Raw genomic sequence first — 26,224 nt, forward strand, 5'->3', positions numbered from 1 at the left:
CCTGGTAAATAGCCTGCAAAACTAGCCCAGGCGGGACTTGTGAGCAAGCGCCGCGTCGATCTGCCTGATGAGCGCTTCGGGAGTGAACGGCTTCTGGAGGACCGCACCTTCGAACCCGGCCGGGCGGTCCTCGCGCAACTGTTCGGCCGAATAACCCGACATGAAGAGGATCGGCAGCGCCGGCCAGCGCTGCCGGAGTCCGCGGGCGAGCTCGGCCCCGCCGATCCGCGGCATCATGAGGTCGGTGAGCACCAGGTCGGGTGGTCCCAGCCGCTCGACCACCTCGAGCGCGTCGCCTCCGTCGCATGCCTCGAGCACCTGGAAGCCGCGCTGCGCGAGACTTCGCGCGATGATGGCGCGCACCGCCGCATCGTCTTCGGCCACGAGAATGGTTCCGCCGGGCCGCGGCGCATCCACGCTGCGCGCGCGGCCCGGCCGCGCTTCGGTGGTGGCCGGGCGGGGCACCGCCGGCAGGTACAGCGTAAACGCGCTGCCCTGCCCCGGCGCGCTCGTCAGGCCGATATGTCCTTGGTTCTGCGTGATGATACCATAGACGGCGGCCAGACCGAGCCCGGTGCCCTGCCCGAAGGGCTTGGTGGTGAAGAACGGCTCGAACATCCGGGCCCGCGTCGCGGCGTCCATGCCGGTGCCGGAGTCGCGCACCGTGAGCGCGGCGTAGTGGCCCGGCGGAATCTCCCCGCCATCCGCCGCGGCGGCGGCGCTCGGGAGCTCGGTCTCGGCGGTGTCAATCGCGAGCTCACCACCGGCCGGCATCGCGTCGCGTGCGTTGAGTGCCAGGTTCACGATCACCTGCTCCAACTGGCCCGGGTCGGCCACCACCCACGGCTGATCACGAGACGTAATCACGAGCCGGCGAGCTTCCCCCAGCAGGCGCCGGATGACGGGCTCGAGCGAATGTACCGCCGCATCGAGATCGACGGGCCGCGGTTGATAGAAGCTTCGGCGGCTGAAGGCGAGCAGCTGCTGGGTGACCGCGGTGGCATGCTGGGCGGCCTTGGCGATTTCCCGCACCTCGGCGAGCCGGTCGGCGCCCAGGCCAGGCTGCTGAAGGAGAAATTCGCTGAAGCCCAGGATCACCGTCATCATATTATTGACCTCGTGCGCCACGCCGCCCGCCAGCGCTCCGACCGACTCGATCCGCTGGGCGTGCTGCAGGTGCTGCTCGGCCCGGCGCACCGCCGCCTCCGCCCCGAGCCGGTCGGTGATGTCCCGGATGACCAGATGCACCGAGAGCTGCGCGTCGTCCATGAACGCGAGCGCCCGCACCTCGACGTCGACCACCGTTCCGTCCAGCCGGCGAAAGCGGTCGCGCACCGGCGCCGCGAGCTCGGCCGGGTCTGCGCCCTCGACCAGCTCGGCCCGTACGGCCTTGAGATAGGGCGGGTCGAGAAACCTGCTGATCGGCTGGCCGACAAGCGCGTCCCGGTCCGGCGCCCCGGCGAGCTGCACGGCCGCGCTGTTGGCGAACACGATCCGCTCGCCGTGGTGGATCAGGAGCGCGTCGGGCGCAAGCTCCACCAACTGACGAAAGAGATCATCGCGCTCGCGCTGCCGGCGCTCCCGCTCGCGATGGGTCACGCTGCCTCCGTTCAGGGGCCGCGCGGCTGCGCGACGCCTCGAAACATGGTGCCCGTGTGGCTCACGTAACGCAGCTGAATCAGGCGATCGAGAATGGCATCGAGCGCCTCGCGCGCCAGCCCAGTTTGCTCCTCGATCGCGCTGCGCGACTCGGCACCCCACCGGACGATCGCCTCGAGCACCAGGATCTCCTGCTCGGTGAGTCCCGGATAGCGCCCGTGCCCCAGCCGGTCCTGGCGCGTGGGCATCCCGGTGAGGATGCCGTCGTAATCCCGCAGCGACTGGCGCATCAGCACGCCGTTCGGCGTGAGCTCGTAGACCCGGAACTCGGTGCTGTGGTTGCTGCCGCGCATCTTCATGATGGCGAGCACCTTGAGCAGCTCGCCCTCCACCTCGAGGTAGCGCTGGGTGATGATATCGTCGGTGAGAAAGGAGACGCGATACCCGGTGAGCCGCAGCCCCTCGCTGGCATCCACCACTTCGACGGTCGAGAAGATGGTGACGCCGAGTCCGGTGAGCGTGCCGATGAGGCGGTAGAGGGACTCCCGGAAATCCTCCCGAAACGTCGGGGCCAGCGCCATCTCGAATCCCGAAATCGAATCGATGACGACGCGGGTCGCGTCGATTTCGCGCACCGCGGTGCGGATTTCCTCCAGCGTCTCGTCCACCGACAGATCGAGCGGCCGGAGGTACATGATGCGGAGCCGGCCGTCGCGCAGGGCCGCCCGGAAATCTACGCCCGAGGACCTGGCCTGGTTGAGATAGACGTCGGGGTGCTCCTCGAACACCGCGATCACCACATGCTCGCCGGCGCGGAGCCCGGCCGCGACGAACTGGGTCGCGAACGTCGTCTTGCCGGTGCCGGTCGAGCCCGCGAGCACCAGCGAATCGCCGGCCGGTATGCCGCCGTCCATCATCTCGTCGAGGCCCGGAATCCCGGTCGAAAGCCGCGCGCCTCTGGCGCGCCGGCCGGTGTCGGGCCGCTCGGGAATCCGGGGAAATACCTGCACGCCCCGATCGGTGATGCGCATCGTATGGAGGCCGGGCATGAGCGCCATGCCCCGCGCCTTCACGACCTGGAGCTTGCGCACCACCGAGTTGCGGTCCGGCGCCTGGGAGAGCCAGAGGATGCCGTCGGCGACGGTGAAGACCGGATTGCGCAACTCCTGCTCCTCGTACTCCCCGATGAGGAAGGAGGTGACCTCCCAGGTCGTGAGGTGGAGGGCCAGGCGCTGCACGAATCGGTCGAGCGCGCGGTCCGATTGCTCCTCGGCGCCGGTCCGCGCCAGGGAGCGGAACGAGTCGATGACGACCCACGCTGGTCGGATGCGGTCCACCTCTTCGACGATCCGCGCGAGGACCGCCCCGAGGTCGCCGTCCATCACCTCCTCGCTCAGGTTATGGAAGTGAATCGCCGACCCGACGCGAGCCCGATCGAAAAACTCGAACAGCTGCTGGTAACGCAGCATCTTGAGCGAGGTCTCGCCCAACAACGTGAAATAGAGCGCGGGGTGCTCGGCGCTGGCATTGGCGAACATCAGTTGCATCGCCAGCGTCGTTTTCCCGGTGCCGGGCCCGCCGGCGATCAGGTTGAACGAAAGCGCGGGCAAGCCTCCGCCGAGCACTTCGTCCAGCCCCGGCACGCCGGTCGGCAGCAACTCCAGCGGCGCGCGCTTGCGCTCGCTCCGCTCGCGCGCAGGCTTGACCCGCGCACGCTTCTTAGGCATCGCGTCCTCCAACCGTATCGGATTCAGGTGCACCGGGCCCGCTCAGGGGCCTGGTGCGCTCGACGAGTTGCACGGCCATGTCTTCGCCGATGATGCGTGCCAGGAGATCGATGAACGTCGCCAGCATGGCCACCACACCCGCCCGCACCGCGGCGACGCCGTACACCTGCGCCGCGGCGGCGAAGTCCGGGGCGGCGCTCTCGCGCCACATGAGGCCGAGCAGCGCCCCATGCTCCTGCCGCGCAAGCCCGAGCGCCCGATTGAGCAGCGCGGTGTAGCCGTCCGGTCCGATCCAGCGGGCGAGTCCCCGGCCCAGTTGCGCGAAGATGCGCGATGCCACCGCGCCGACGTCGTCGGGCGTCGCGGCGTCGTTCGCACCGGACGCCCACAGTCGGCGTGCTGCGGCCAGCGCGGCCGGGGATGGCCGCGTCATTCAGGAGCTGCCGGGGCCGGCGCTATTTCTTGGGGGGGGGGGTATACCAGCGATCGGGGCATGTTTGACGTGCGGGCCCAGGGCCCGGGGCCGCAGAGATGCGCGCGCTGCCGTGGAATTTCAACGTCACAGGTAACGGGCTTCGGGAATCGACCGACGCTCGAGTGTCTAATCGTATCCGCCGCGCGCCGCGTGTCAATCCGCCGGCGCTCAGGCGACGGCGTATAGTTCGGTGACGTCCCTCCCCGCCGGTCTGCTCATCAGCCTGAACTCATCGAGCCGCATCATCGGGTCGTCGCGCAATTCGATTTCGATGCCGGTGAGCTTGGTGAGCGTCTGGAGGAACTTGGGCTCCTCCTCCAGCAGATAGAGCGCGACCTCAGGGTGCAGGCGCACCATGATCTGCTGCTCGCGGTGCTCCTGGCCCGCACGGCGCAGCGATCGTTCCAGCCTGCGGGTCACCACTTCGGGGGTGAACACCCGGCCCGATCCGGCGCAGGTGGGGCACTCTGTCGTCATCGAGTGCCAGAGCGACGGGCGCACCCGCTGGCGCGTCATCTCGACCAGTCCGAGCTCCGAGACGGCAAAGGCCTTGGTGCGCGCCCGGTCCCGGCCCAGGTGGGTGCGCAGCTCCTGCAACACCTTGTCCCGGTTCGAGCGGGTTTCCATGTCGATGAAGTCGCAGACGATGATGCCGCCGATGTCGCGCAGCCGGATCTGCCGGGCGATTTCGCGCGCTGCCTCGAGGTTGGTGCGCAGGATCGTCTTCTCCGGGTCCTTCTTCCCGGTGTAACGCCCGGTGTTCACGTCGATCGACACCAGCGCCTCGGTCGGCTGGATCACCAGCGAACCCCCGGTGGGCAGCTCGCACCGCGCCTTGAAGAGGTCGCGGATCTCCGCCTCGATGTCGAACTTGTCGAAGAGGGGCGCGGGCTCGTCGTAGAGGTGTACCCGGCTCATGAGCTCCGGGTCCACTTGTGACAGGTACTGCTCGACCTCGTTGTACAGCTCGCGCGTATCCACCCAGAGCGCGTCAACCTTCGAGCTGAACACGTCGCGGATGAGCCCGCGGGTGAGGCTCGTCTCCCGCTGCAGGAGCGCCGGCGCGCGTCGAATGAACGACTTCTTTCGGTTGACGCGGCGCCACTGCGCGAGCAGCGAATCGATCTCGCGCTTGAAGTGCTCCTCGGTGACGCCCTCCGCCACCGTGCGCACGATGACCCCACCCGCGTCGCTCGGCAGCAGTTTGCCGACCATTTCGCGCAACTTGTGCCGCTGCTCCCTGCTTTCGATTTTTCGGCTCACGCCGACCTTGGAGCCGTACGGCATGTAGACGAGGAATCGGCCGGGCAGGGAAATCTGGGCGGTGACCCGCGAGCCCTTGCTGCTGATCGGCTCCTTGGTGACCTGCACCGGGAGCGTCTGCCCCTTCTTCAGGATGTCGGCGATGTTGGGCAACTGGCGGCGCGAGCTTACCTCGCGCTGGCGCGACTCGACCTTTTCGGCGCTGGCGGCGCCCCGGTTCCGCTGCCGCCGGTCGCGCCCGCGCCAGGGGCGCCGCTCATCGCTCTCCGTGGCGACGTCCTCTACGGCGCGCCGCTCGACTGCCGGCGCCTCCGCCCCGATGTCGGCCGCCACCTCCGCCGGCGCCTCGTCTTCGTCCTCCGCCTCTTCGTCTTCGTCGGGCTCGAGCAGGTCGGAGGCATGCAGGAACGCGCTCTTTTCCTGACCGATGTCGACGAACGCCGCCTGGATGCCCGGCAGCACTGCCTCGACCTTGCCCAGGTAGATATCGCCGACGCTGCGCCGGTGATCCGGCCGGTCGACCATCAGCTCGACCAGCCGGTCGTCCTCGAGGATGGCCACGCGGGTCTCCCGCTGGCTCCCGTTGATCAGGATCTCGCGTTTCAAGTCTCGAGCCTCGGAGCACTACTTCGCGATGTCGCCGAGAATCTCGCGCGCGATGACGATGCGCTGGATCTCGCTGGTCCCCTCACCGATCTCGCACACTTTCGCGTCGCGCATCATGCGCTCGACCGGATAGTCGGTGGTGTATCCGTAGCCGCCGAAGATCTGCACCGCGGCCGTGGTGGCGCGCATGGCGAGCTCGGAGCAGAACAGCTTCGCCATGGCCGCCTCCTTCTTGAACGGTTTGCCTTGCTGCTTGAGCCACGCGGCGTGATACAGGAGATGGGTGCCCGCCTCGATCTCGAGCGCCATGTCGGCAAGCTTGAAGCTCACCCCCTGAAAGCTCCCGATCGCGCGGCCGAACTGGCGGCGCACGCCGGCGTACCTGAGCGCCTCGTCATACGCGCCTTCCGCGATGCCGAGCGACAGCGCCGCAATGCCGATCCGGCCGGCGTCGAGCGTCCGGAGAAAGTTGACGAACCCTTCGCCGGGCTTGCCCAGCACATTTTCCTTGGGGACGACGGCATCTTCGAAGGCGAGCTCGCGCGTGTCGCTCGCCCGCCATCCCATCTTGTCTTCCTTCTTGCCGGCCCGGACTCCCGGCGTCTTGGGCAGATCGTCGCAGTGGCCCACGCCGACGCGCCGCGCTTCGGCGAGGTCTACGGTGTCCTTGGTGACGATGAAGCTGGTGATCCCGCGACTGCCGGGGCCGGGCGTGGTCCGCGCCGTGACGGAAAAGATCTCACCCACGCCCGCGTGGGTGATGAAGATCTTGGAGCCGTTGAGCAGGTAGTGATCGCCGCGGTCGACGGCGGTGCTGGCGGTGCCGCCCGCGTCGCTGCCGGCACCCGGCTCGGTGAGGCCAAAGCCGCCGAGCACGCGCCCGGCGGCGAGGAGGGGCACGTAGCGCCGCCGCTGTTCGTCGGTGCCGAATTCCACGATCGGCGAAGTGCCGAGATTGGTATGCGCGCTCACGGTGAGCGCGTGGCTCGCGTCCACCTTGGCCATCTCGTGGATGGTGATGTAGTACGCGAGCTGATCCATGCCCGCGCCGCCCAGCTCCTCGCTCCACGGCACGCCCAGCAGGCCGAGCTCACCCATCTTCCGGATGTTGTCCCACGGAAAGGCGGAGGTCCGATCGAGCTCGCGGGCGACAGGCGCGATTTCCGCGCGCGCGAACTCGCGCACCATGTCGCGCACCTGATAGTGTTGCTCGGTGAAGTAGAGCGAGAGATCCATGTGGGTCGGTTGGGGTGGACGGGACCGGCGGGCGCGCCACCAATATAACCAGCCCGGGCCCGAAACCCGACCGGCTACGGCGCTTGGACCGCACCCCGGCCCGGCGCCAACGCACGGAGGATGGTGCGCCCGTATCGCTCCGCGATCACCGGCCCAACGCCGGGCACGGCGGCCAGCGCCTCGGGACCATCCGGCGGATGCAGCGCGAGGCGCACGAGGGTCGGCGGCTCCAGCAATGCGCCTCCCCACGCACCTGGTCGACCGGCAAAGGCGCCCTGAAGGCGCCGCAGTCGCTCGGCCGCCGCAGCCGGCAGCCGGGCAGCCACCCGCGGGGGCGCGCAGCCGTCGCAGCCGGCGCAGCGGTGCGGTGCGCGCTCGCCGAAGTACCCGAGCAGCGCGGCGCGGCGGCAGCCGGCGCCGCTGAGGTAGCGCTCCATCACCTGTAAGCGCGCGGCGGCGCGCTGCCGGCGGCGCAGCACCGGTCGCCAGTTCACCGGCCCGCGGTCGGGGTCCAACTCGCCGCGCAGCCGCTCGACGGAGGCCGCAACGCTGCTCGGCAGCCGGCGCGCCGCGGTCGGCTCGCGCCACGCCCGCTCCACGAGAACCGGGGCCGGAAAGGTCACGTCGAGCTGGCGGCGATGGATGGCGGTGTCGTCCGGCCGCCAGAGCACGACGCAGCGGCTCAGTCGCCCGTCGCGCCCCGCGCGCCCCGCCTCCTGGAAGTAGGACTCGGGCGTCGCGGGCACGGTCCAATGCACGACAAGGCGGACATCAGGCTTGTCGATGCCCATCCCGAATGCGCAGGTGGCGACGACGACCTTGAGCTCGTCTGCCAGGAATCCCCGGAGCACCGCTGCCCGACGCTCGCGCGGGAGCCCCGCGTGGTAGGCCGCGGCGCGAAAGCCGGCATCGCGGAGCGATGCGGCGACCCGCTCGGTGCTGCCCCGGGTGGGCGCATAGACGAGGGCCGTGCCATCATCGGTGTCGAGCAGCGCGTTCAGCCGGGTCAGGCGCTCGCGCTCGTCCCGCACCCGAATGACGCCGAGCCAGAGGTTCGGACGGTCGAACGAGCCAAGCTGCTGCTCGCATCCCTCCGGCCCGCGGCCGTAGCGACGGCCGAGCGCGAGCGCCTTGACGATCGCCTCGCGAGTGTCCGGCGTGGCGGTGGCGGTAAGTGCCAGCGCCTGCGGCTGGCCCAAGCGCCAACGCGCCTCGCGGAGCCGGCGGTAACTCGGCCGGAAGTCCTCGCCCCATTCGACGATGCAGTGCGCCTCGTCCACGACGAAGAGAGTGGGCACGCCGAGGATTGCGCGCAGTTGGCCGGCGCTCCGGGCCAGCCGCTCGGGCGAGAGATAGAGCAGCCTGAGCGCACCGCTGCCGGCGCGGGTAAGAAGCGCCGACTGCTCGGCGGCATCGAGACCGCTGTGTAACGCGGCGGCGGGAATGCCCCGCGCGCACGCCGCCGCAACCTGGTCCTGCATGAGAGAGATGAGGGGGCAAACGACGATCGCGATTCCACCTTTGGCGAGCGCGGGCACCTGGAAGCAGATCGACTTCCCGCCGCCCGTGGGCAGCACCGCAAGCACGTCGCGCCCGGCCAGCACGGCGTGAACCACCCGCGCCTGCGCCGGCCTGAACGCATCGTATCCGAAGTGGTGGCGCAGCAATCGCGCTGCATCGCCGAATGAAGACACCCCCGACCATTGCGGAATCGGGGGCGTCCGGTGCTACCAGGATCGCGCGCATCGGCGCGCGGAAATGCGCTCTACTGGCCGCCGAACTGGACCCCGATCGTGGCGAGGATCAGGCTCGCGTTCGACGTACCGCCGATGTTGTCGAGCGTACCGCTGAAGATGTTATGGAAGCGCCCTTCGGCAAAGAACGTCACCGGGCCGTTTCCGAAGTCGAGACCGGCGCCGCCGTTGAGCCCGAATTTGGTCACGTGGCGGTTCCTGAGCGACTCGTCGTCGGGGTTGATCTCGAGCCGGTAGATCCCGGCACCGCCGAGGAGATAGGGCTTTACCACCGTCTCGGTCGATGTTGGAATCGTGAAGACGATATCGGCTGTGCCATCGATGATCTGGGTCTTGCCTGGAAAGCCCGGGATCCCGGGCTCGAGCTTCAACTGCGCATAGTTGCCATCCACCTGGAAGCCGATCGGGCTGCCCGACGGCCGGAAGCGGACGTATGCCTGTCCATGCCAACCCAGCTTGTCCTGGCTATTGAGCGTGCCGAGCGGGACCGCTAGTCCGCCGCCGATGCCGAACTTGACCGGAGAGGTCGAGCCGCCCTCGTCCGTGGTCGTGTACGTCGTATCCAGGTGGGTCCGCGTGTAGGTGGTGTCCGTTCCGGACCGCGTTGTCGACTGCGCCATTGCGGGCGTAGCCGGAAGAGCCAAGCAGATCGCCAGGGGAAAAGCCACAGACCGCCAACCGCATCGCATACCCATATCCTCCCGAACGGAATGTCCAGACGGCAGCACTCCAGCCGTCCGGCATGACCCCGGCCGGATTTCGGTCCGGGGCAGGCGAAGGGAAGGTGTGAGATGTAGTTAAGTCGGCGCAGCGACGCCGGACACAATCCCGCGGTGGAAATCAGGGCCCGGAGAACTTGAACCCGGCCGTGATCGGAATGAGATGCGCGGAGCCGTCGCCCGAGAGGCCGGCACCGAACACGTTGTGAAAGCGGCTCTCGAGGAAGAGCGAGCCGGGGCCGAAGAGCCGCAGGTTGATGCCCGCGCCGCCGTTCAGGCCGAAGAGGGTCGACGTGTCGTCGGGCCCCCGGCTCCGAAAGCTGTAGACGCCGGCGCCGCCGATCACGTAGGGAATGACCTTGGATGTCCGGGTTCGACCGAACTCGTAGAGGATGTTCGCGGTGCCGTTGAACAGTTCGCCGCCTACGGGAACGCCGGCGGAGCCGAATGGCCGGTAGGTGCCGTCGAGCTGGAAGCCCAAGCGCCCGAAGGGGTGAACCTGCAGCAACCCCATGCCCTGCCAGCCCGAGCCGAAGGAAGCTGATCCCAGGCCCAGGTCCGCGGCGGCGCCATTGGCCGGCAGCGTAAGTCCGCCGCCCAAGCCGAAGGTGAACGGCGACTGGGCGCTGGCGGTGGCCGCCGCCGCAAGGCTCACCACGAGGCCCAACGCGATCGTGCGCACTGCACCCATCTCACGCCCTCCTTGCCGGAAATGCCGCCTCGGAGATGCCGCTTCGAGCCGATGTGTGGCGCCGCCGGTTTGGGGGCGCGCCGTTATTCAACGATTCACAATTGTGCACCGCCCGTCAAGTCCGCGCCCGGGGCCCGAAAGCAAACCGCCCCACCCCGAGGGGTGAGGCGGATGCCCGAGCACGTGCCCGCGGTGTTACCGGCCACCGAATTTGACGCCCACCGTGATCGGAATGAACTTCACGTCCGAGCCGGTGACGAACACGTTATGGAACCGGCCCTCCGCGTAGATGGTCGCGCCGCTCACGCCGAAGTCGAAGCCCGCACCGGCGTTGAGGCCGAACTTGGTGTCCGAGCCCGACGAGCCGTCAGTGAACTTGCTCTTCAGGTTGTACACCCCGCCGCCGCCGATCAGATACGGGCGGATCCGGGTTTCCTCAGACACCGGGAAGTCGTACACCACGTCGGCAGTACCGCTGATGATCTGATCCTTGTCGAGCCCGAACGTGTTGGTCTTTGCCTTGAACTGCTGATACATGCCGTCGATCTGGAACCCGACCGGGCTGGCCGGCGGAGTGAACCGCACGAGCGCCTGCCCGTTGAATCCGAGCTTGAGGCCATCGCTCGTCGACCCCGTCGGGATCGACACCCCGCCACCAACGCCGAACTGCACCGGCGTCTGCGCCTCGGCGGTAACGGCGCCCGCCACGACCAGACACCCCGCCGCCATCATAGTTCTGATCATGCCTCTCATCATCCCATCTCCTTGTTTCCGGTCACTGTCGCGATCGCCACGAGCAATCTGGGAAAGTGCCGCCGCCCCGTGCAAGCTTTCTGCCAGCGGCGGCGCGGAGCCAAGTCGTTGGATGGGCGGTGAAAGGGGCGGCGGGAGCCAGTTTGGCCGGCTATTCGTCCCGGCCGTCGGACACGCTGTCTCGCGCGCGGGCCAGCCGGCGGCGGCGAGTCCGCTCGATGAGACGGAGGGCGAGCGATGCAGCGAGCAACGCGATGGCAATCCACACTGCAAGCGGTTGCTCGGTGATGACTGCCAGGACCGCTACGGTGACGCCGGCCATGCCGAGGCCGTGCTTCCATCGGTTCATCGCTGGAGGAAGCGCGCGACCTGGGTTGGGAAGTCGGGGGTAGCGCGTGCGACCGCGTTGACCCGGGCCCCGAGCCGGATTCCATCTTCGACCCCGCGGCCGTCGAGGTCGTAGAGCAGTTGCTTCGTGAGGGCGAGCGCGGTGCCGCTCGCGTCGGCGAGCCCGGCCAGGATCTGCTCGGCATCGGCATCGAATCGATCGTCCGCGAGCGTGCGCGACACGAGCCCAAGCGCCTGCGCCTCCGCTGCCGACAGGAGGCGCCCCGTGGCGACCAGATCGAACGCGACCCGCTCCCCGACCAGGCGGCGCAGGAGCGCCATCACCATCGCCGGTACGAAACCGCGTTGAATTTCGGGATAGCCCAGCCGCGCACTCTCGGCGGCAAGGACGAGGTCGCAGGCGGTGGCGAGTCCACAGCCGCCGGCAAGTGCATTTCCCCTGACCAACGCGACGATCGGCTTGGGTAGCCGGCGGAACTTGAGGAAGAGCGTGCCCAATTCGAGCGCCGCCGCCTCGTTCTCGTCGAGCGTGCGATCGACCGAGGCGAGCAGCTCCGCGAGGTCGGCGCCGGCGCAGAAATCCCGCCCGGCACCGGTCAGGGCCACGACTCGCACGCCGGCATCGAGCTCGGCATGGTCGATGGCGGCGTGCAGCTCGGCCACCAGCGCCTTGTCCAGCGCATTGCGCTTGGCCGGACGGTCGAGGGTGAGCGAGAGCACCCCGTCCGCGCAGGCGCGCCGCAGCGAATCACTCATGCGCGGCCGCGCGTGAACGGCTTCGCAAGGCGGCGGACGCTGCCGGCCATCCCGCCATGCGTGAGACGGCGCGCCAGCGCGCGCGGAACCCGAATGGTCATGCGGAGCAGCGCCGTCGAATACACCTTGCCCTGCGCGTCGGTCTTGAGGGAGAGCGTGCCGCCCCCATCCAGTGCGTCGTACAGCAGAAAGTTGAGCGCATGGAGGTTCGGCAGCTCGAAACGCTCAACCCGGCTCACCATGCCGCGAAAGTGGCGCGCCACGCGCGCCGCCGTAACCTCGCGGTCGAGCAGGCCATAGAGTGACGGCGTGAGGGCGATGAGACCCACGTTGGCCGTGTTGCCCTTGTCGCCCGAGCGGGCGTGGGCCAGATAGCGGAGCTGCACCGGCACGGTAGTCATGCGTCGAGGATCTCCACCCTCACGTGCGGCTCGATCTCGCGCCGATCGATGAGCGCGGGCCAGTAGGCGACGATCTCTTCCACTGCCGGCCGGCCGCCGGCAAACCCGGTGACGCTCGGCGGCCCGGTGAGGACGAGCGGTGCGATTTCCCGGGTGAACCGCTCGACCGGCGCCCGCTCGCGCGCGCGCACACCGACGCGCAACTGCACCTCGGGCGCCTCGGGATCGGGCGGGCCGGCCAGGCGCCCGTGCGTCGCGCCGGCGCCCACGAACTCGGTGAGCACCTGCTCGAACTTGAGCCCCAGGTCCGCCAGGCGGGCGCGCAGAATGCGGTCGGCGGCGCGGGCCTTGGCGTAAGCGTCGGGCCAGGCGTAGACCAGCGTGCCGACAGCCTTATAGCCGTAGAAGTACGCGATACTCACCTTGAGCATGCCGGTGCGCGGACCGCCGCGCACCCCGCTCACCTCCACACGATCCTTGCCCGCCTGGCGCAGCTTGATGCTGGTGAAGTCGGCCACCCCGTCGGGCGTGATGTAATTGCGGGGATCGCCCATCTCGTAGACCAGTTGCTCGGTCACCGATGCGACCGACACGACGCCGCCGCTCCGGCGGTGCTTGGTGACCACGAACGTGCCGTCGGGCGACGCCTCGACGATAGGGAACCCGGGATCGGCCAGCCCTTTCACCCGCTGCCATCCCTTGAGCAGGTTGCCGCCCGAGCACTGCGCTCCGCACTCGATGATGTGCCCCGCCACGGTGCCGGCCGCGATCCGGTCCCAATCGTCGGCGGCCCAGCCGAACTCGTGCACCAGCGGTCCCAAGGTGAGGCCCGTATCGGTCACGCGCCCCGTCACGACCACATCGGCGCCGGCGCCGAGCGCCTCGACGATCGGCGCCATGCCGAGGTAAGCGTTGGCCGATTGCACCCGGTCGCGCACCGTCGAGAGCGGCCGGCCGGTGTCGAGATCCCTGAGCTCGTGCCCGCGCGCGAGCAGCTCGTCGAGCCGCGGCAGGATGTCATCCCCGGTGACGAGCGCGACGCGCAACCGGCCCGCGAATCCGAGCCGGCGCGCGACCGCGCGCACCGCTTCCGCGCAGCCGCGCGGATTCACGCCCCCCGCGTTCGAGGTGACCTTGATACCGCGCTGCGCCACGCGCGGGAGGATCCGCTCCATGAGGGGCACGAAATCGCGGGCGTAGCCGGCGGACGGATCGCGCGACTTCTGCTTCTGCAAGATCGACATGGTGACTTCGGCCAGGTAGTCGAGCATGAGATAGTCGATGGGTCCGCGCTCGACTTGCCTCACCGGCGCCTCCAGCCAGTCGCCCCAGAACCCCTGCCCCGCCGCGACGCGTACCACGCGTCGCTTCACCGCGGCGCCTCGCCCTGCGCGGCATTGCCGAGCGCGGTTTCACGAGTCCAGAACTGGCCGCGCGCGCCCCGCACGACCACGACGCCGAGCGGGTGGAAGCGCTCCGGAAGCGGCCACGGGAGCCGCGGCGCCGCGAGCGTGGCCGTGCGCGCGTCACCCGGTGGAATCGTGAGCGCAGTCCGCGCGTCGGCGGAACGCGCGGGGGCCGTGGCCGAGTCGGCGTAGAGGCGGATCGTCACCCGCGCCTTCCACGTCTCGCTCGAGCCGCGCTCGGCAAGGCCGGGGAACAACTCCAGCGCGACGGGACGCGCCGCCCGATCCGGCGGCAGCGGAGCCTGCAAGCGCCCGAACGCGTAGTTGAGCGGAAGCTTGGCGATCTGGCGCCCGGTCGAATCGAACAGCGTGACGCCGAAATCGGTGAACCGCTCCCACTGCGCCGGCGCCATCGCGATGTCGACCTCGGCGCGGCGCGCCCAGGCCGGCGCGGTGAACGGGATCCGCACGGTATCGCCACCCTGCGAGGTGACCGCTTCGCTCCGCTCCGCGCCTGCGAGCGCGAGCCCCACGCGCGCGGTGACCGGCTGCCGGGTGGCGTTTGCGAGCGTCGCGGCGAGCCCCGCGCCGTCCGCCCGCGTGGTGACCCGCACCGGCGACTGTTCGACCCGCATGGACACGGTGCTCCCGGCCGTCGGGAATCCGACCGCAACGGCCTCGTAGGCGCCCGGCACGACGTCGCGGGCGTCGACGCGGAACACGGCGGCGCCCGAATCGGCGCTCGCCTCCTGTTGCTGCCCGTTGCGGAAAGGCATGCCGTCGGGTTCGTGCAGCGCCGCGATGGCGTGCTGCAGCGGGCTTGCCGTGGCAACCCGCACGATGAAGGGCCGCGCGCTGTCGGCGAGGAACGACGCCCGCCGCTCGGCGCCCGGCGCGAGCTGCGCCGACGAGGCGAGTTCCGCGTTCGCGGCCGGGAACGGCACTACCACGGTGTTGACGAGCCGGAACGCGGGGCCGGCCGCAGTATCGGCCGTCCAGCCGCTCACGAGGCCGGTGTACGTGCCGGGCGTGCGCAGCGCGGCGGCCTTGTATCGGAGCGTCACGGTGGACCTGGAGCCTCCAAGCGCAGCGCTTGCGGGCGCCACCAGCCACGGCGCGTTGGAGCGAAGTCTGAAGCTGTCCGGCGCGCCGCCTTCCGGCACCAACTCGAAACCCTGCAGCGTGTCGCCCGCCGACGCGAGGCCCTGGCCCCGGTACGCCGCCGTGGCGCCGTGGCCACCGAGCGCCCGCACGCCGACGTCGGCCACGTTGTGCCCCTGTCGGAGCCAGGCGAGCGCCGCGTTCACGTCGGGGAGCCCGGCGCCTTCGGCGATGAAAGCGAAGCCGCCTTGCGGCCGTGCGGTCACCATGAGCGCCTGCTTGATGGCGTGCGCGTCGGCCGAGACGTTCGCCTGTACGAGCGCCGAGCGGAGCAGCGCCGCGAGCCCCGCCGTGTGCGGGGCCGAGAAGCTGGTCCCCTCCTTGATCTCCTCGCCCGCGTTGTAGCGTGGCACGGTCGAGTAGGCGAATCCCGGCGCGATCACGTCAGGCTTGGCCAGCTCACCGCCGCGGGCGCTGAATGGAGCGAGCTGATCGGCTGGCGGCCCGAAAGTGCCTGGCAGAAAGACGCCCGGCAGCGTCGCGCCCGCGGTGAGCGCGCGCGCCGCGGAGCCGGGAAAGCCGATGGTGGATAGCCCGGGGCCGTCGTTCCCCGCGCTGATCGTGAACACGAGGTCCGGATGCGCGGCTAGCACCGAGTCCACCAGTGCGTCGATGCGGGCGTCGCCCTCCTGCTCGTTGCCCACGCCAAAGCTCATGTTGAGCACGAGCGGCATCCGGCGCCTGCCGGCGAATCGGATGGCGTAGTCGATCGCGCGCATCATGCTCCCCGTGGTTGTGATGCCGCCCTGCGCGTCGTTGGCGATCTTGAGGCCGAGGAGTTGCGCGCCCGGCGCCACGCCATCGAACCCCTTCACCCCGTAGAGATCGTGGCCCGCCGCGACGCCCGACACGAAGGTGCCGTGGCTGCTCGTGTCGAAGAAAAGATCGAGCGCCGGTTCGTTGCCGGTGCCGGAGAAATTGACCGCGATTGCGACCGGCGCCGCGCGCCCCGGGCCGCGCCAGCCAAAGGTTTCGCCGGCCACGAGGTAGTCGTGGATCGGCCGCTCGTTGGCGAGCGAGCCGTCGCCGTCGGTGTCGGCGAAGAGAACCCAGCCATCGCTCGCGCGCGCGACGACGACGGGCAACGTGTCGCCCGCGGTGCCGTTGCCGTTGAGATCCGACGCAGGTGGATCGCCGAGCGGGATCTCGCGGATGGCTCCGCCCCACACGTCGCCGCGTCCGGCAAGTGCCGCGACGCGGGAGAACCCGGCGAGGGCATGCCCAGCCACGACGACGCTGTCGCCGCTGGGGGCGATTCGCGTCAGCGCCACGGCGCCTTCGCCGGAAAAGTCGCGGAGGTCGAGGACCTTGCGCTCGCCGGTCGTGGTGAGGCTCAGGCCGGGCACCGACGGATCGATGCCGGTGTCCAGAATGCCGATCAGCACGCCGCGCCCATCGGCGGTGGGGTGATCGCGCAGAAAGGCGTCCACCCCGGTGGATGCGAGCGCCATGAGCCCGCGTTGATAGGCCAGCTGGGGCGGGGCGACCCGGTTGGGCTCCGGGACCGGGATGGTGTCACGGTGGACGGTGATGTTCGCACGCTCGCGCGCCGCCGGATCCATCGTGGGCTTGGCGGGCGGCGGAGCGTGGGACGGCTCCGCGTTGGGACGGGGCGCAGGACTCGGCGCGGGAGAAGACGCCGGCGGCGCGCTCGAGCATGCGGCGAGGAGGCCGAGGGCGATCGGCAGAAGACGTGACGGGGACATGCAGTTCCTCACCGGCAGGCGGCGTCGAGCGGTGGCAGCACGAAGGGACCCAGATGCGGGCCGGCGTAGTTGGCGACGACCTGGAGCAGGAAAGCGAGCTGGTCGCGGGTTTCGTCAGGTGTCACGATGGCGTCGACGAAGCCGCGCGCACCCGCAAAGCGGGCATCGAGCTGCTCCTCGTAATCGGCGCGCATGGCATCCACCGCGGCCTGACGGTCAGGCGCCAGCGGCTCGCCCGACTTCCGCGCCTTTTCGAGATCGGGCCCGTGCACCGCCATCACCGCCGCCTCGCCTTCCATCACCCCCATACGGCCGGTCGGCCAGGAAAGGATGAAGTCGGGGTCGAAGCCCTGCCCCGCCATCGCGTAGTAGCCGGCGCCGGACGCGTGGTTCACCGTGAGGACGATCTTGGGCGACACCGCGGTCGCCATCGCCTCGACGAACCGCGCCCCCGCGCGGATGATGCCGGCGTGCTCGGCCTCCGGACCCACCATGAAGCCGCTCACGTCCTGGACGAAAAGAATGGGCATCCGCTCGCGGCTTGCGGTCTCGATGAAGTAGGCGACCTTTTCCGCGCTCCCGGCGTAGACGATGCCGCCGAAACGAGGACGCTCCCCCGCGCGGCCCTTGATCACACCGCGCTGGTTGGCAATCACGGCGAGCGGCCACCCCCCGATATGGCCGTGCCCGCAGATCATCTCCCGCGCGACGTCGGGCTGGAACTCGTCCAGCTCGCCGCCGTCGAGCAGGCACGCGAGCAGGTGGTGGGCATCGTAGGAGAGCCGGTGGTCCTTCGGCAGGACGTCGTACAGCTCGGCGGCCGGGCGGGCCGGCGGCTGCGCCGCGCGCACGCGAGGATGCGCCCCGTCCGCGCGCGGCAGCCGCCCGACGTACTCGCGGATGCGCGCGAGGCACTCGGTGTCGTCGGCTACGCGGTAGTGCGCGACGGCGCTCACCTCGGTGTGGGTGCGGGCGCCGCCGAGCGATTCGGCGTCGATGGTCTGGCCGGTGGCGCCCTTCACGAGATTGGGGCCGCCCAGGCCCATGAAGCTCGTGCCCTCGACCATGAAGATCACATCGGAAAGCGCGGGGAGGTACGCGCCGCCCGCGATGCAGCTCCCCATGACCGCGCTGATCTGGGGCACGTGCAGGTAGCGCCGCATGATCGAGTTGTAGTAGAAGATCCGCGCGGCGCCGTACTGCCCGGGAAAGACGCCGCCCTGATACGGCAGGTTGACGCCCGCGCTGTCGACCAGATACACGATCGGGATGCGCTGGCGCATGGCGACCTCCTGCGCCCGCAGCATTTTCGTGATCGTCTCGGGCCACCAGGAGCCCGCCTTCACCGTGGCATCGTTGGCCACCACGACGGACTCGCGCCCCTCGATCACGCCGACGCCGGTGATGACGCCGGCGCCCGGCGCCTGACCCTCGTAGCGATCGTGCGCCACCAGCAACCCGATTTCGAACCAGGGGGCGCCGGGATCGAGCAGCCGCTGCACCCGCTCGCGCGGGGAGAGCTTGCCCTGCCGGTGCATCCGCGCCACCCGCTCGGCGCCCCCTCCCTGCTGGAGCTTGGCCGCGAGGCGGCGATACTCGTCGGTGAGCTGCCGCAGCCGGCTGGGCCGGCCGGAGGCGGTGGGCGCGCTCACCGGGGGACCGCTCGCAGCGCGCTCACGCCGACAGGTGATCCGCGGCCCAGGCGCGGATGTAGTCGACCAACTCGCTCGTCGTGGTGCCGGGACCGAACAGCCGGCCGATGCCGAGCGCGTGCAGCGCGTCCATGTCCTCGCGCGGAATGATGCCGCCGCCGGTAACGAGGACATCGGCGCGGCCCTGGTCGGCCAGGAGCTGGCGGACCCGCGGGAAGAGCGTCATGTGCGCGCCCGAAAGAATCGAAAGCCCGACCACGTCGACATCTTCCTGCACCGCGGCCGCCGCGATCATCTCGGGCGTCTGATGCAGCCCGGTGTAGATCACCTCCATGCCGGCATCGCGAAGTGCCGCGGCCACCACCTTGGCGCCGCGGTCGTGCCCGTCGAGGCCGGGCTTGGCGACGAGGACACGAATCGGCCGCGGCAGCGGCGGTGCGGTGAGCGGTGCGGGCATCAGCGGAACCGGAGGAGGCCAGCCAGGCCATCGACGTGGCCCGACGCCTCGGCGTCATAGATCACGTTCACATGCACTCCCTGGCGGAGGCCCTCTTCCATCGCATCGTCCACCACGTCGAGCACGGGGATCGGCTCGCCCTCGCCCCGGCACTCGCGCTCGGTGAGGGCGAGTCGGCCGGAGTCGCCGCAGCGAAAGCCCGGCATGGTCGCGTCGGGCTGCACCAGCAGCGTGCGCACCTGTCCGCGCGCGAGTGCCTTGAGCGTGGGCGTGATTCCGTTCACGGCCCAGCCGGCACCCAGGCGCTCGTGCATCTCGGCGACGTCTTCGCGCTCGGAGGCGCGCTCCCACGCCTCCCGCACCTGCAACGTGAGGGCGTGTACCTGGGCCGGTGTCGCTTCCTTGGGATTGAGCTTGCCGGTGCCGCGGACTCGCCCGGCAAGATAGGTATGCAGGAACGGCCGCGCGGCGCCCGCCTCGTTTCCGGGTCCGGCCAGCACGATGCCCTGCGCCGCGCGGCGGCGGTCCAGCTCGAACAGCTCGCGCGCGATCGCCTCGAAGTGCCGGTGCTTCTCTTCGCGGATCCGGTTGTGATAGCTGTGCTCGCCCCATCCGGGGCCGCTCTGGTCGCCGCGAAAGCGGCCCCCGCGCGTGCTGTCCGCGCGGAGGCCCGGGAGCTCGACGGCCTCGTACGCGGTCACCTCGAAGAAACGCGCACCGGTGCGATCCAGCACCACGGTGAGCATCCGCCCGAACTCCTCCTCTATCGACGCGAGCTCGCGTACGAGCGGCGTGCGATCGATCCCGAGGCGCGAGCGGTGCACCACCGGCAGCGGCAGCACCTCGAACAGCTCGAGCGCCTCCGAGGCAAACGCGGCAAGGCCATGGCCCGGCGGCAGGTGTGCGGGGTCGCGCAGGTGATCCACGACGCGGCCGAGGTCGTGTTTCACCTCTTCGGCGGCAGCGCGCTCGAGACCCAGACGCGGAAGCGCCGCCATCGCCTGGCGGACCCGGTTCCTGAGCTTGATCAGATACTTGCCGCGCGCGCGGTCGCGCGGCTCCAGCTTGAGATAGCAGGAGACCACGCGGTGCTCGTCGGACCGGATGCGGGTCAGGCGGTCGAGCTGCGCGGCAATGGCGACGGTGGGCGTGCCCGATGCCGTCCTCCCCCGCCGCTCGACCTGGGGCCAGCGCAGTGCCGTGGCGAGGGCGCCGGCCAGGCCTGCTTCAGAAGAAGATCGGCTCACGATAGCTCCCGTAAATCCGCTCCAGCACATGCCGGATCTCGAACAGCGTGCAGTACGCGCGCGCGCAGTCCAGCATAGCGGGAATGATGTTCTGATTGGCGGCGGCCGCGGCGCCAAGCGCCGCCAGCCGCTCGGCGACGCGCCGCTCGTCGCGCGTGGCGCGCAGGGTGGCCAGGCGCTCGCGCTGGGTGCGTTCGGCGTCGGCGCCGACCTTGAGGATCTCGACCGGCCCCTCGGAGTCTTCCAGGAACTCGTTCACGCCGACGATTACCCGCCGCCCCTGCTCCGCCTCGTTCTGGAAGCGGGTGGAGGAACGGGCGATCTGGCGCTGGAACCATCCCGACTCGATGGCGGCGACGACTCCGCCCTGCGCGTCGATCTCGGCGAAGAGCCCCCGCGCCTCGCGCTCGAGGTCGTCGGTGAGCGCCTCCACCAGGTAGGAGCCGCCGAGCGGGTCGGCGACATTGGCGACGCCGGTCTCGTACGCGAGGATCTGCTGGGTACGGAGCGCGATCCGCACCGACTCCTCGGTCGGCAGCGCCAGCGTCTCGTCGAGCGCATTGGTGTGGAGCGACTGCGTGCCGCCCAGCACCGCCGCGAGCGCCTGATATGCCACGCGCACGATGTTGTTGTGCGGCTGCTGGGCGGTGAGGGTCACACCCGCCGTCTGACAATGGAAGCGCATCTTCCAGCTTCGCGGATCGCGCGCCCCGTAGCGCTCGCGCATGGCCCGGGCCCAGATCCGGCGCGCGGCCCGCAGCTTGGCGATCTCCTCGAAGAAATCGTTGTGCACGTCCCAGAAGAACGAGAGCTGGGGCGCGAAGCGATCGACGTCGAGCCCGCGCGCGATGCCGTGCTCGACGTAGCAAAAGCCGTTCGCGAGCGTGAACGCCAGCTCCTGCGCCGCGGTGGCGCCGGCCTCGCGAATGTGGTACCCGCTGATCGAAATCGTATTCCACTTGGGCGTGTGCTCGGCGGCCCAGTCGAAGAGATCGACGATGATCTTGAGCGCGGGCTCCGCGGGATAGATCCAGGCGTGCTGCGCCATGTACTCCTTGAGGATGTCGTTCTGGATCGTCCCCCTGAGCTCGGCGATCGGCACGCCCTGCCGCTCGGCCGCCGCGACGTAGAAGCAGAAAAGGATGGCTGCCGGCCCGTTGATCGTCATCGACGTCGACACCTGGTCGAGCGGGATGCCGTCGAAGAGCGTCTCCATGTCCGCGAGGCTCGACACTGCCACGCCGCACATCCCCACCTCGCCCTCGGCCCGGGGATGATCGGAATCGTAGCCCATGAGCGTCGGAAAATCGAACGCGACCGAGAGCCCGGTCTGCCCCCGCGCGAGCAGGAACTTGTAGCGTTCGTTGGTGTCCTGAGCCGTGCCGAAGCCGGCGAACTGGCGCATCGTCCAGAGCCGCCCGCGGTACATCGTCTGGTGGATGCCGCGGGTATAGGGATACTCGCCCGGCAGGCTCGCGGGGTCGGTCGGCTCGGCGAGATCGACCGGCGTGTAGACCGATTCGACCTCGCGACCGGAGACGGTGGTGAAATCGGCGTCGGTGCGGAGTGGCTGGCGCGCGGCGGCCGCCCGCCAGGCGCTCACCTCGGCTCGGAGCCGCTCGAGCTCCGCGGCGCGTTGCTCGCCCGACTCGATGTGCCAGGTCGTCATACCCGTTCGCCTTGCCGCAGGCCTTCGATGATCTCGGCCGCCACCTCGTAGGGACTCAGGCGGCCTTCAGCGATTTCGCCCAGGCGTTCGCCCACCAGCCGCTCGGCCGTGGTCTCCGACCACAGCCAGCGCCGTGCGGCGCGCTCCACGACCTCGCGCGTCCGCACGAGCAGACGGTCGCGCCGGCGCCGCTCCAGCTCGCCCGACTGCACGAGCCACCCGTGATGCCGGTCGAGCGCGTCGACCAGCGGATCCACGCCGTCGCCGCGCGCGGCGTTGGTGAGCAGGACCGGCGGGGTCCACGCGGTGGCGGGGCGAACCCGCCGGCCGCCTGACCGGATTCCGAGCATCACCTCGATCTCATGGCCGAGCTTCTCGGCGCCGGGGCGATCGGCCTTGTTCACGACGAACAGGTCGGCCGCCTCCATGATGCCGGACTTGAGCGTCTGGATGCCATCGCCCGACTCGGGCACGAGCACGAGCGCCGTGGTGTCGGCCATGAGGGCGACGTCGAGTTCCGCCTGTCCGACACCGACGGTCTCGACTACGATCCGCGCAAACCCCGCCGCGTCCAGCAAGTCGCACACTTCGCGCGTCGTGGTGGCGAGACCGCCGAGCGAGCCGCGGCTCGCCATGGACCGGATGAACACGCCCGCATCGAGCGCCACCGCCTCCATGCGGATGCGGTCGCCGAGCAGCGCGCCACCGGTGAACGGGCTGGTCGGATCCACGGCCACGACGGCCACCGAAAGATCGCGGGCGCGGTACGCCGCGACGAGACGTTCGGCGAGCGTCGACTTGCCGGCGCCGGGCGGGCCGGTGAGCCCGATACGCCGCGCGCGGCCGAGGTGCGGGTGGACGCCGGCCAGCAGCGCCTCGAAGCCGGGCTGGCCGTTCTCCACCACAGAGATCGCGCGAGCCACGGCCGCCGTGCGGCCGGCCAACAGATCAGCGAGCACGCGATCGGCGAGCATGTCGGAAAAGTCGCCATGGCTGAGAGGAGAGGCAAGCTTACGGCGTGGCGCTGTCCGAGCCGGCGCGCCGGCGCGCGGCGATCTTGATTGCAACGAGGACGAGCGCGGCTATGACGAGCGCCCCGATCACGGCCACTTCGAGCCGCTTGACTCGGCCGACCACGACCTCCGCGCCGTTGCCGATGAGGTATCCGAGCCCGACGAACGCGCCGGCGCCGAGCGTGCACCCGACGGCATCGACCAGGGCGAAGCGGGCGAACCGGAGCCCGTGCAGCCCCCAGAAGTACATGCTGGCGACCTTGGTGCCGTAGACGAATCGCGCGGCCACGAGCTGCCACACCCCGACCCGACGGGCGACCTGCTCGATCTTCGGTCCCACCTTGCGGTAGAACTGGCCGGAGCGAAACCGGCCGGTGTGGGAACGGCCGAGGGCGTACCAGCAACAATCGCCGAGAAAGCTTCCGACGGCCGCGGCACCCACCGCGACCGGGAACGGGAAATAGCCGAGATGCGCCACCACGCCCGCGAGGACCATGGTGAAGTCGCCCTCGATCGCGGCCCCGAGGACGATGGCCGCGATCCCGTGATCGATGAGCAGTTGCTGAATTCCCACTCCGATTGCCGCCCCTGGTCGGTGCCGCGTGGAATCTAAGAGCCCGGGCATCGATGTCATCCGCGGGCGAGTTTGCTGGACAATCTGGCATGGGCCCGTACATCCTTCCGGGACAGAAAGTCCCGCATCGCCGACTGTGGCGAGGCAAAGGGGCTGGCCACTTTCTTGCCAGCAGCCCGCTCGGCTCTTCGGGAGGTAGGCGCGCAGCATGCGGATAGCGCTGGTCACCGAGTTCTACTATCCCCACCTCGGCGGCGTCACCGAGCACGTCCACAACCTGGCCAAAGTGTTCAACGCCGCGGGACACCACACGATCGTCATCACGTCGCACATGCGGATGCCGGTGGGCTCGCCCGATGCGCACGAATACGCGCGGGACGAGCCGTTCGTGCGACGCGTGGGCACGAGCCGGGTGATCTACAGCGCCGGCTCGTTCGCGCGGGTGACCACCGGGTGGCGGCTCCGGCGCCAGCTCAGAGATCTCTTCCGCGCCGAGAAGATCGACGTGGTGCACATCCACGGCGGCCTCGCGCCGACGTTCGGCGTCATCGCGCCGTTCCCAGCCTGGGACCTCGGCCTGCCGGTCGTGGCGACGTTCCACTCCTGGTTCGCGAAGTCGCACCTGCTGCGCACGTTTCGGCGGATCGCGCAGTGGTCAATCGACCGCCACGCCGCGACGATTGCCGTGAGCCAGCCGGTGGTCGACGCGCATGCCCGCTATCTCCACGCCAATTGGGAGATCATCCCGAACGGTGTCGATACGGACTTCTTCGCCTCCGGCGAGGGCGCGCCGGCGGCTCCGCGGCCCACGCTCCTCTTCCTCGGCCGACTCGACCCGCGAAACGGGCTCGAGACCGTGTTGCGTGCGATGCCCGCAATCCTCGACCGCCACCCGACGACCCGCCTGGTCGTGGCCGGCGACGGTCCCCTCCGGCCGCTGTACGAGCGCCTCGCCCGGCCGGTGGCCGGCCACGTCGAATTTCTCGGCCGGGTGAACGGCAACCGGCCCGACGTGTACGGCTCGGCCGACATCTATCTCTGCCCGACGACCAAGGCATCGTTCGGCATCACGCTGCTCGAGGCCATGGCGTGCGGCACGCCGATGGTAGTCTCGGACATCACGGGGTTCCGGGAGCTGGTGGACGGCGGCTCGGAGGCCGTACTGGTGCCGAAGGGCGACCCGGCGGCCTGGGCCTCGGCGACCGGCGACCTGCTCGGCGATCCGGCGCGCCGCGCCGCGATGAGCGCGGCCGGCCGCGCCAAATCCGCCGAATTTGCGTGGCCCCGCGTGGCCGACCGGGTGCTGGCGGTGTATCGCCGGGTGCTCGCGTGATGATCGCCGGCGCCGCAGCGGTGCTCGCGACGGCCGGCGCGCTCACGGCCTACGGCGCGATCGAGCCCAACAACTCGCTGTTCGGCCCCGTCATCGGCCGCGGGCCGCGCGAGCGCAGCGTGTATCTCACCTTCGACGATGGCCCGAACGCCGAGGCCACGCCGCGGATTCTCGATACCCTCGCCGCCGCCGGCGTCCCGGCCGCCTTCTTCATGGTGGGCCGCCATGTGCGGCGCTTCCCGGAGCTCGCGCGGGCCGTGGCGGCACGCGGCCACGCCGTCGGCAACCATACCGAGTCGCACGTCAAGCTGCACCGGCTCGGTCCCCGGCGGATCGATGCGGAGGTGGGTGAGGCACACGAGGCGATCGTCGGCACCACCGGAGTTGCCCCGCGTGCGTTCAGGGCGCCGCATGGATACCGGAATCCGTTCGTCTTCCGCGCGGTGCGCCCGTTCGGCTATCGGGTGTTCGGCTGGACCTTCGGCGTGTGGGACACCGCCCGCCCCGGCGCCGACGAGATCCGCCGTCGAGTGCGCGCGAAGCTCCGGCCCGGCGCCGTGCTGCTGCTCCATGACGGCGACGGATACGACGTCACGGGCGATCGCCGCCAGACCGCGGAGGCGTTGCCCGGGATTCTCGAGGACGCGCGGGCGGCTGGCTATACCTTCCGCCCGCTCGGGGAGTTGCTGGCATCGTGATGCGCCCGCGGTGGTCGCCGGCCCGGTGGCTCCTGATCGCCGTCGTCGTTGCGAGCGTGCCGTTCGCCGCGCGCTTCCTGCTGCGCTTTCCCTGGGGCCGCACCGTCGACGCGATCGCTGACGCCGACTGGATGCTGCTCGCGGCGGCGAGCCTGATGAATCTCGTCTCGCTCGCCTTCAAGGGATGGGCCTGGCATCTGCTGCTCCGGGCCTGGGCGCCGCATCGCTGGCGCAGCGCCGAAGCAGGCACCTTCGTCGGCGCGGCCGTAAACGCGGTGAGCATCTCGGTGAGCGGCGAGGCCGTTCGGCTCGAGCGCGTGGCACGGCGCGACGGCGTACCGCTCGTGGCGGGAGCGGCCTCGCTGGTCTGGGCCCGGATCATCGAGGCACTCGCGTTGGTGGTGTTTCTTGCCGTGTCGCTCCTCTGGCTTCCGCCGGGGCGTTGGACGGTGCCGGCCGAGCTCGTGGCCTGGGGCATCGTTGTAGTGATGATTGTCTGCATCCGCCTCAGGGTCTGGACCTGGCTCGCCGAGCGGCTGCCGTCGCGCTGGCGGAGCCGGCTCACGCCCGCCATGCCGGCGGGGCGCCTCTACCTCCTGGCGCCGCTTTCGTTCTCGACCGCAAACTGGTTCGCGCAGTGGCTCACCTACCACTGGGCCATCGCGGCGACGCACGTCTCGACGTCCCCCGCGGTGTCGCTCGTGGCACTGGTCGCGGCGAACGTCGGCGGCATCCTACGGCTCACCCCGGGCAACGTGGGTGTCCTGCAGTTCTCGCTCATCTTCGGCATGGAAGCGTTTCACATCCCCACCGATCAGGCCCTCGCGGCTGGCCTCGCGCTGCAAGCGGTGCAGGTCCTGCCCGTGCTCCTCGTCGGCGTCGGCCTCGTGGGCGTCGAAGGATTCCGCCGGAGGAGTGCCAAGCGCGCGGAGACGGTCGGGGCGATCTGAGCAATGGGACGGGTCGAAGCACATCCATTT

23 protein-coding genes are annotated in these 26,224 nt (G+C 70.0%); 3 read left to right on the forward strand and 20 right to left on the reverse strand.

Translation table 11 applies throughout. The features are described 5' to 3' along the window. Window positions 1-21 precede the first annotated feature (21 nt). From VFW66_04420 to VFW66_04515, 20 genes are all read right to left on the reverse strand, one after another. Window positions 22-1,599 carry a response regulator gene (locus VFW66_04420; protein ID HEX5385924.1) on the reverse strand — a complete coding sequence of 526 codons (1,578 nt, stop codon included), beginning with the start codon at window positions 1,597-1,599 and terminating at the stop codon, window positions 22-24. 11 nt (window positions 1,600-1,610) lie between these two features. Then, entirely contained in the window at window positions 1,611-3,326 is a 1,716-nt protein-coding gene (locus VFW66_04425) for an ATPase domain-containing protein (protein ID HEX5385925.1), read from the reverse strand. Next, window positions 3,319-3,759 (reverse strand): hypothetical protein, encoded by a 441-nt coding sequence (locus tag VFW66_04430; protein ID HEX5385926.1) that lies wholly within the window; start codon window positions 3,757-3,759, stop codon window positions 3,319-3,321. Before VFW66_04430 ends, VFW66_04425 begins: the two co-directional genes overlap by 8 nt. 210 nt (window positions 3,760-3,969) lie before the next feature. Further along, window positions 3,970-5,670, reverse strand: a complete 1,701-nt coding sequence (locus VFW66_04435) for an Rne/Rng family ribonuclease (GenBank protein HEX5385927.1) — start codon at window positions 5,668-5,670, stop codon at window positions 3,970-3,972. An 18-nt stretch (window positions 5,671-5,688) separates the two neighbouring features. Next, the gene (locus VFW66_04440; GenBank protein ID HEX5385928.1) at window positions 5,689-6,906 is read right to left on the reverse strand and encodes an acyl-CoA dehydrogenase family protein; all 1,218 of its coding nucleotides are present in this window, start codon (window positions 6,904-6,906) and stop codon (window positions 5,689-5,691) included. A 74-nt stretch (window positions 6,907-6,980) separates the two neighbouring features. Next, window positions 6,981-8,600, reverse strand: a complete 1,620-nt coding sequence (locus VFW66_04445) for a RecQ family ATP-dependent DNA helicase (protein ID HEX5385929.1) — start codon at window positions 8,598-8,600, stop codon at window positions 6,981-6,983. A gap of 71 nt (window positions 8,601-8,671) precedes the next feature. Further along, window positions 8,672-9,280: a hypothetical protein gene (locus VFW66_04450; protein HEX5385930.1), complete on the reverse strand. Its 609-nt coding sequence runs from the start codon at window positions 9,278-9,280 to the stop codon at window positions 8,672-8,674. 220 nt (window positions 9,281-9,500) lie between these two features. After that, complete coding sequence (locus tag VFW66_04455) at window positions 9,501-10,070, reverse strand: outer membrane beta-barrel protein (protein ID HEX5385931.1); 570 nt, start codon at window positions 10,068-10,070, stop codon at window positions 9,501-9,503. Window positions 10,071-10,265: 195 nt separating this feature from the next. After that, the gene (locus tag VFW66_04460) at window positions 10,266-10,826 is read right to left on the reverse strand and encodes a porin family protein (protein ID HEX5385932.1); all 561 of its coding nucleotides are present in this window, start codon (window positions 10,824-10,826) and stop codon (window positions 10,266-10,268) included. Window positions 10,827-10,974: 148 nt separating this feature from the next. Next, window positions 10,975-11,172 carry a hypothetical protein gene (locus VFW66_04465; GenBank protein ID HEX5385933.1) on the reverse strand — a complete coding sequence of 66 codons (198 nt, stop codon included), beginning with the start codon at window positions 11,170-11,172 and terminating at the stop codon, window positions 10,975-10,977. After that, complete coding sequence (locus VFW66_04470) at window positions 11,169-11,927, reverse strand: enoyl-CoA hydratase/isomerase family protein (protein HEX5385934.1); 759 nt, start codon at window positions 11,925-11,927, stop codon at window positions 11,169-11,171. The genes VFW66_04465 and VFW66_04470 overlap by 4 nt, the downstream gene beginning before the upstream one ends. Continuing rightward, window positions 11,924-12,328, reverse strand: coding sequence for a hypothetical protein (locus tag VFW66_04475; GenBank protein HEX5385935.1), 405 nt, complete (start codon window positions 12,326-12,328; stop codon window positions 11,924-11,926). Before VFW66_04475 ends, VFW66_04470 begins: the two co-directional genes overlap by 4 nt. Further along, window positions 12,325-13,701, reverse strand: coding sequence for an acyclic terpene utilization AtuA family protein (locus tag VFW66_04480; GenBank protein ID HEX5385936.1), 1,377 nt, complete (start codon window positions 13,699-13,701; stop codon window positions 12,325-12,327). Before VFW66_04480 ends, VFW66_04475 begins: the two co-directional genes overlap by 4 nt. Further along, a complete protein-coding gene (locus VFW66_04485; GenBank protein ID HEX5385937.1) occupies window positions 13,698-16,601 on the reverse strand; it encodes a S8 family serine peptidase in 2,904 nt (967 codons plus the stop codon). The genes VFW66_04480 and VFW66_04485 overlap by 4 nt, the downstream gene beginning before the upstream one ends. An 8-nt stretch (window positions 16,602-16,609) precedes the next feature. Next, window positions 16,610-18,253, reverse strand: a complete 1,644-nt coding sequence (locus VFW66_04490) for a carboxyl transferase domain-containing protein (GenBank protein ID HEX5385938.1) — start codon at window positions 18,251-18,253, stop codon at window positions 16,610-16,612. A 22-nt stretch (window positions 18,254-18,275) separates the two neighbouring features. Further along, window positions 18,276-18,710: a cobalamin B12-binding domain-containing protein gene (locus VFW66_04495; protein HEX5385939.1), complete on the reverse strand. Its 435-nt coding sequence runs from the start codon at window positions 18,708-18,710 to the stop codon at window positions 18,276-18,278. After that, on the reverse strand, window positions 18,710-19,957 hold the full coding sequence (locus VFW66_04500) for a hypothetical protein (GenBank protein ID HEX5385940.1): 1,248 nt from the start codon (window positions 19,955-19,957) through the stop codon (window positions 18,710-18,712). Before VFW66_04500 ends, VFW66_04495 begins: the two co-directional genes overlap by 1 nt. Continuing rightward, complete coding sequence (locus tag VFW66_04505) at window positions 19,938-21,626, reverse strand: methylmalonyl-CoA mutase family protein (GenBank protein HEX5385941.1); 1,689 nt, start codon at window positions 21,624-21,626, stop codon at window positions 19,938-19,940. The genes VFW66_04500 and VFW66_04505 overlap by 20 nt, the downstream gene beginning before the upstream one ends. After that, window positions 21,623-22,600: a methylmalonyl Co-A mutase-associated GTPase MeaB gene (meaB, locus tag VFW66_04510; protein HEX5385942.1), complete on the reverse strand. Its 978-nt coding sequence runs from the start codon at window positions 22,598-22,600 to the stop codon at window positions 21,623-21,625. The genes VFW66_04505 and meaB overlap by 4 nt, the downstream gene beginning before the upstream one ends. A 37-nt stretch (window positions 22,601-22,637) precedes the next feature. Then, entirely contained in the window at window positions 22,638-23,264 is a 627-nt protein-coding gene (locus tag VFW66_04515; GenBank protein ID HEX5385943.1) for a DedA family protein, read from the reverse strand. 157 nt (window positions 23,265-23,421) lie between these two features. Here VFW66_04515 and VFW66_04520 point away from each other — a divergent pair, with 157 nt between their 5' ends. From VFW66_04520 to VFW66_04530, 3 genes are read left to right on the forward strand one after another with little or no spacing between them, the layout of a single operon-like run. Continuing rightward, a complete protein-coding gene (locus tag VFW66_04520) occupies window positions 23,422-24,546 on the forward strand; it encodes a glycosyltransferase family 4 protein (protein ID HEX5385944.1) in 1,125 nt (374 codons plus the stop codon). Continuing rightward, window positions 24,546-25,244 (forward strand): polysaccharide deacetylase family protein, encoded by a 699-nt coding sequence (locus VFW66_04525; GenBank protein HEX5385945.1) that lies wholly within the window; start codon window positions 24,546-24,548, stop codon window positions 25,242-25,244. The genes VFW66_04520 and VFW66_04525 overlap by 1 nt, the downstream gene beginning before the upstream one ends. Beyond that, the gene (locus VFW66_04530) at window positions 25,244-26,194 is read left to right on the forward strand and encodes a lysylphosphatidylglycerol synthase transmembrane domain-containing protein (protein HEX5385946.1); all 951 of its coding nucleotides are present in this window, start codon (window positions 25,244-25,246) and stop codon (window positions 26,192-26,194) included. The genes VFW66_04525 and VFW66_04530 overlap by 1 nt, the downstream gene beginning before the upstream one ends. Window positions 26,195-26,224 lie beyond the last annotated feature (30 nt).

This window comes from Gemmatimonadales bacterium, assembly GCA_036279355.1.
In the GTDB taxonomy this organism is placed as follows: domain Bacteria; phylum Gemmatimonadota; class Gemmatimonadetes; order Gemmatimonadales; family GWC2-71-9; genus DASQPE01.

Bases quoted from the DNA above. Each gene is read 5' to 3' on its own strand.
- VFW66_04425 (HEX5385925.1), bottom strand. From the start codon at position 3,326: ATGCCTAAGAAGCGTGCGCGGGTCAAGCCTGCGCGCGAGCGGAGCGAG.
- VFW66_04430 (HEX5385926.1), bottom strand. From the start codon at position 3,759: ATGACGCGGCCATCCCCGGCCGCGCTGGCCGCAGCACGCCGACTGTGG.
- VFW66_04440 (HEX5385928.1), bottom strand. From the start codon at position 6,906: ATGGATCTCTCGCTCTACTTCACCGAGCAACACTATCAGGTGCGCGAC.
- VFW66_04450 (HEX5385930.1), bottom strand. From the start codon at position 9,280: ATGGCGCAGTCGACAACGCGGTCCGGAACGGACACCACCTACACGCGG.
- VFW66_04455 (HEX5385931.1), bottom strand. From the start codon at position 10,070: ATGGGTGCAGTGCGCACGATCGCGTTGGGCCTCGTGGTGAGCCTTGCG.
- VFW66_04460 (HEX5385932.1), bottom strand. From the start codon at position 10,826: ATGATGAGAGGCATGATCAGAACTATGATGGCGGCGGGGTGTCTGGTC.
- VFW66_04465 (HEX5385933.1), bottom strand. From the start codon at position 11,172: ATGAACCGATGGAAGCACGGCCTCGGCATGGCCGGCGTCACCGTAGCG.
- VFW66_04470 (HEX5385934.1), bottom strand. From the start codon at position 11,927: ATGAGTGATTCGCTGCGGCGCGCCTGCGCGGACGGGGTGCTCTCGCTC.
- VFW66_04475 (HEX5385935.1), bottom strand. From the start codon at position 12,328: ATGACTACCGTGCCGGTGCAGCTCCGCTATCTGGCCCACGCCCGCTCG.
- VFW66_04485 (HEX5385937.1), bottom strand. From the start codon at position 16,601: ATGTCCCCGTCACGTCTTCTGCCGATCGCCCTCGGCCTCCTCGCCGCA.
- VFW66_04495 (HEX5385939.1), bottom strand. From the start codon at position 18,710: ATGCCCGCACCGCTCACCGCACCGCCGCTGCCGCGGCCGATTCGTGTC.
- VFW66_04505 (HEX5385941.1), bottom strand. From the start codon at position 21,626: ATGACGACCTGGCACATCGAGTCGGGCGAGCAACGCGCCGCGGAGCTC.
- meaB (HEX5385942.1), bottom strand. From the start codon at position 22,600: ATGCTCGCCGATCGCGTGCTCGCTGATCTGTTGGCCGGCCGCACGGCG.
- VFW66_04515 (HEX5385943.1), bottom strand. From the start codon at position 23,264: ATGCCCGGGCTCTTAGATTCCACGCGGCACCGACCAGGGGCGGCAATC.
- VFW66_04520 (HEX5385944.1), top strand. From the start codon at position 23,422: ATGCGGATAGCGCTGGTCACCGAGTTCTACTATCCCCACCTCGGCGGC.
- VFW66_04525 (HEX5385945.1), top strand. From the start codon at position 24,546: ATGATCGCCGGCGCCGCAGCGGTGCTCGCGACGGCCGGCGCGCTCACG.
- VFW66_04530 (HEX5385946.1), top strand. From the start codon at position 25,244: ATGCGCCCGCGGTGGTCGCCGGCCCGGTGGCTCCTGATCGCCGTCGTC.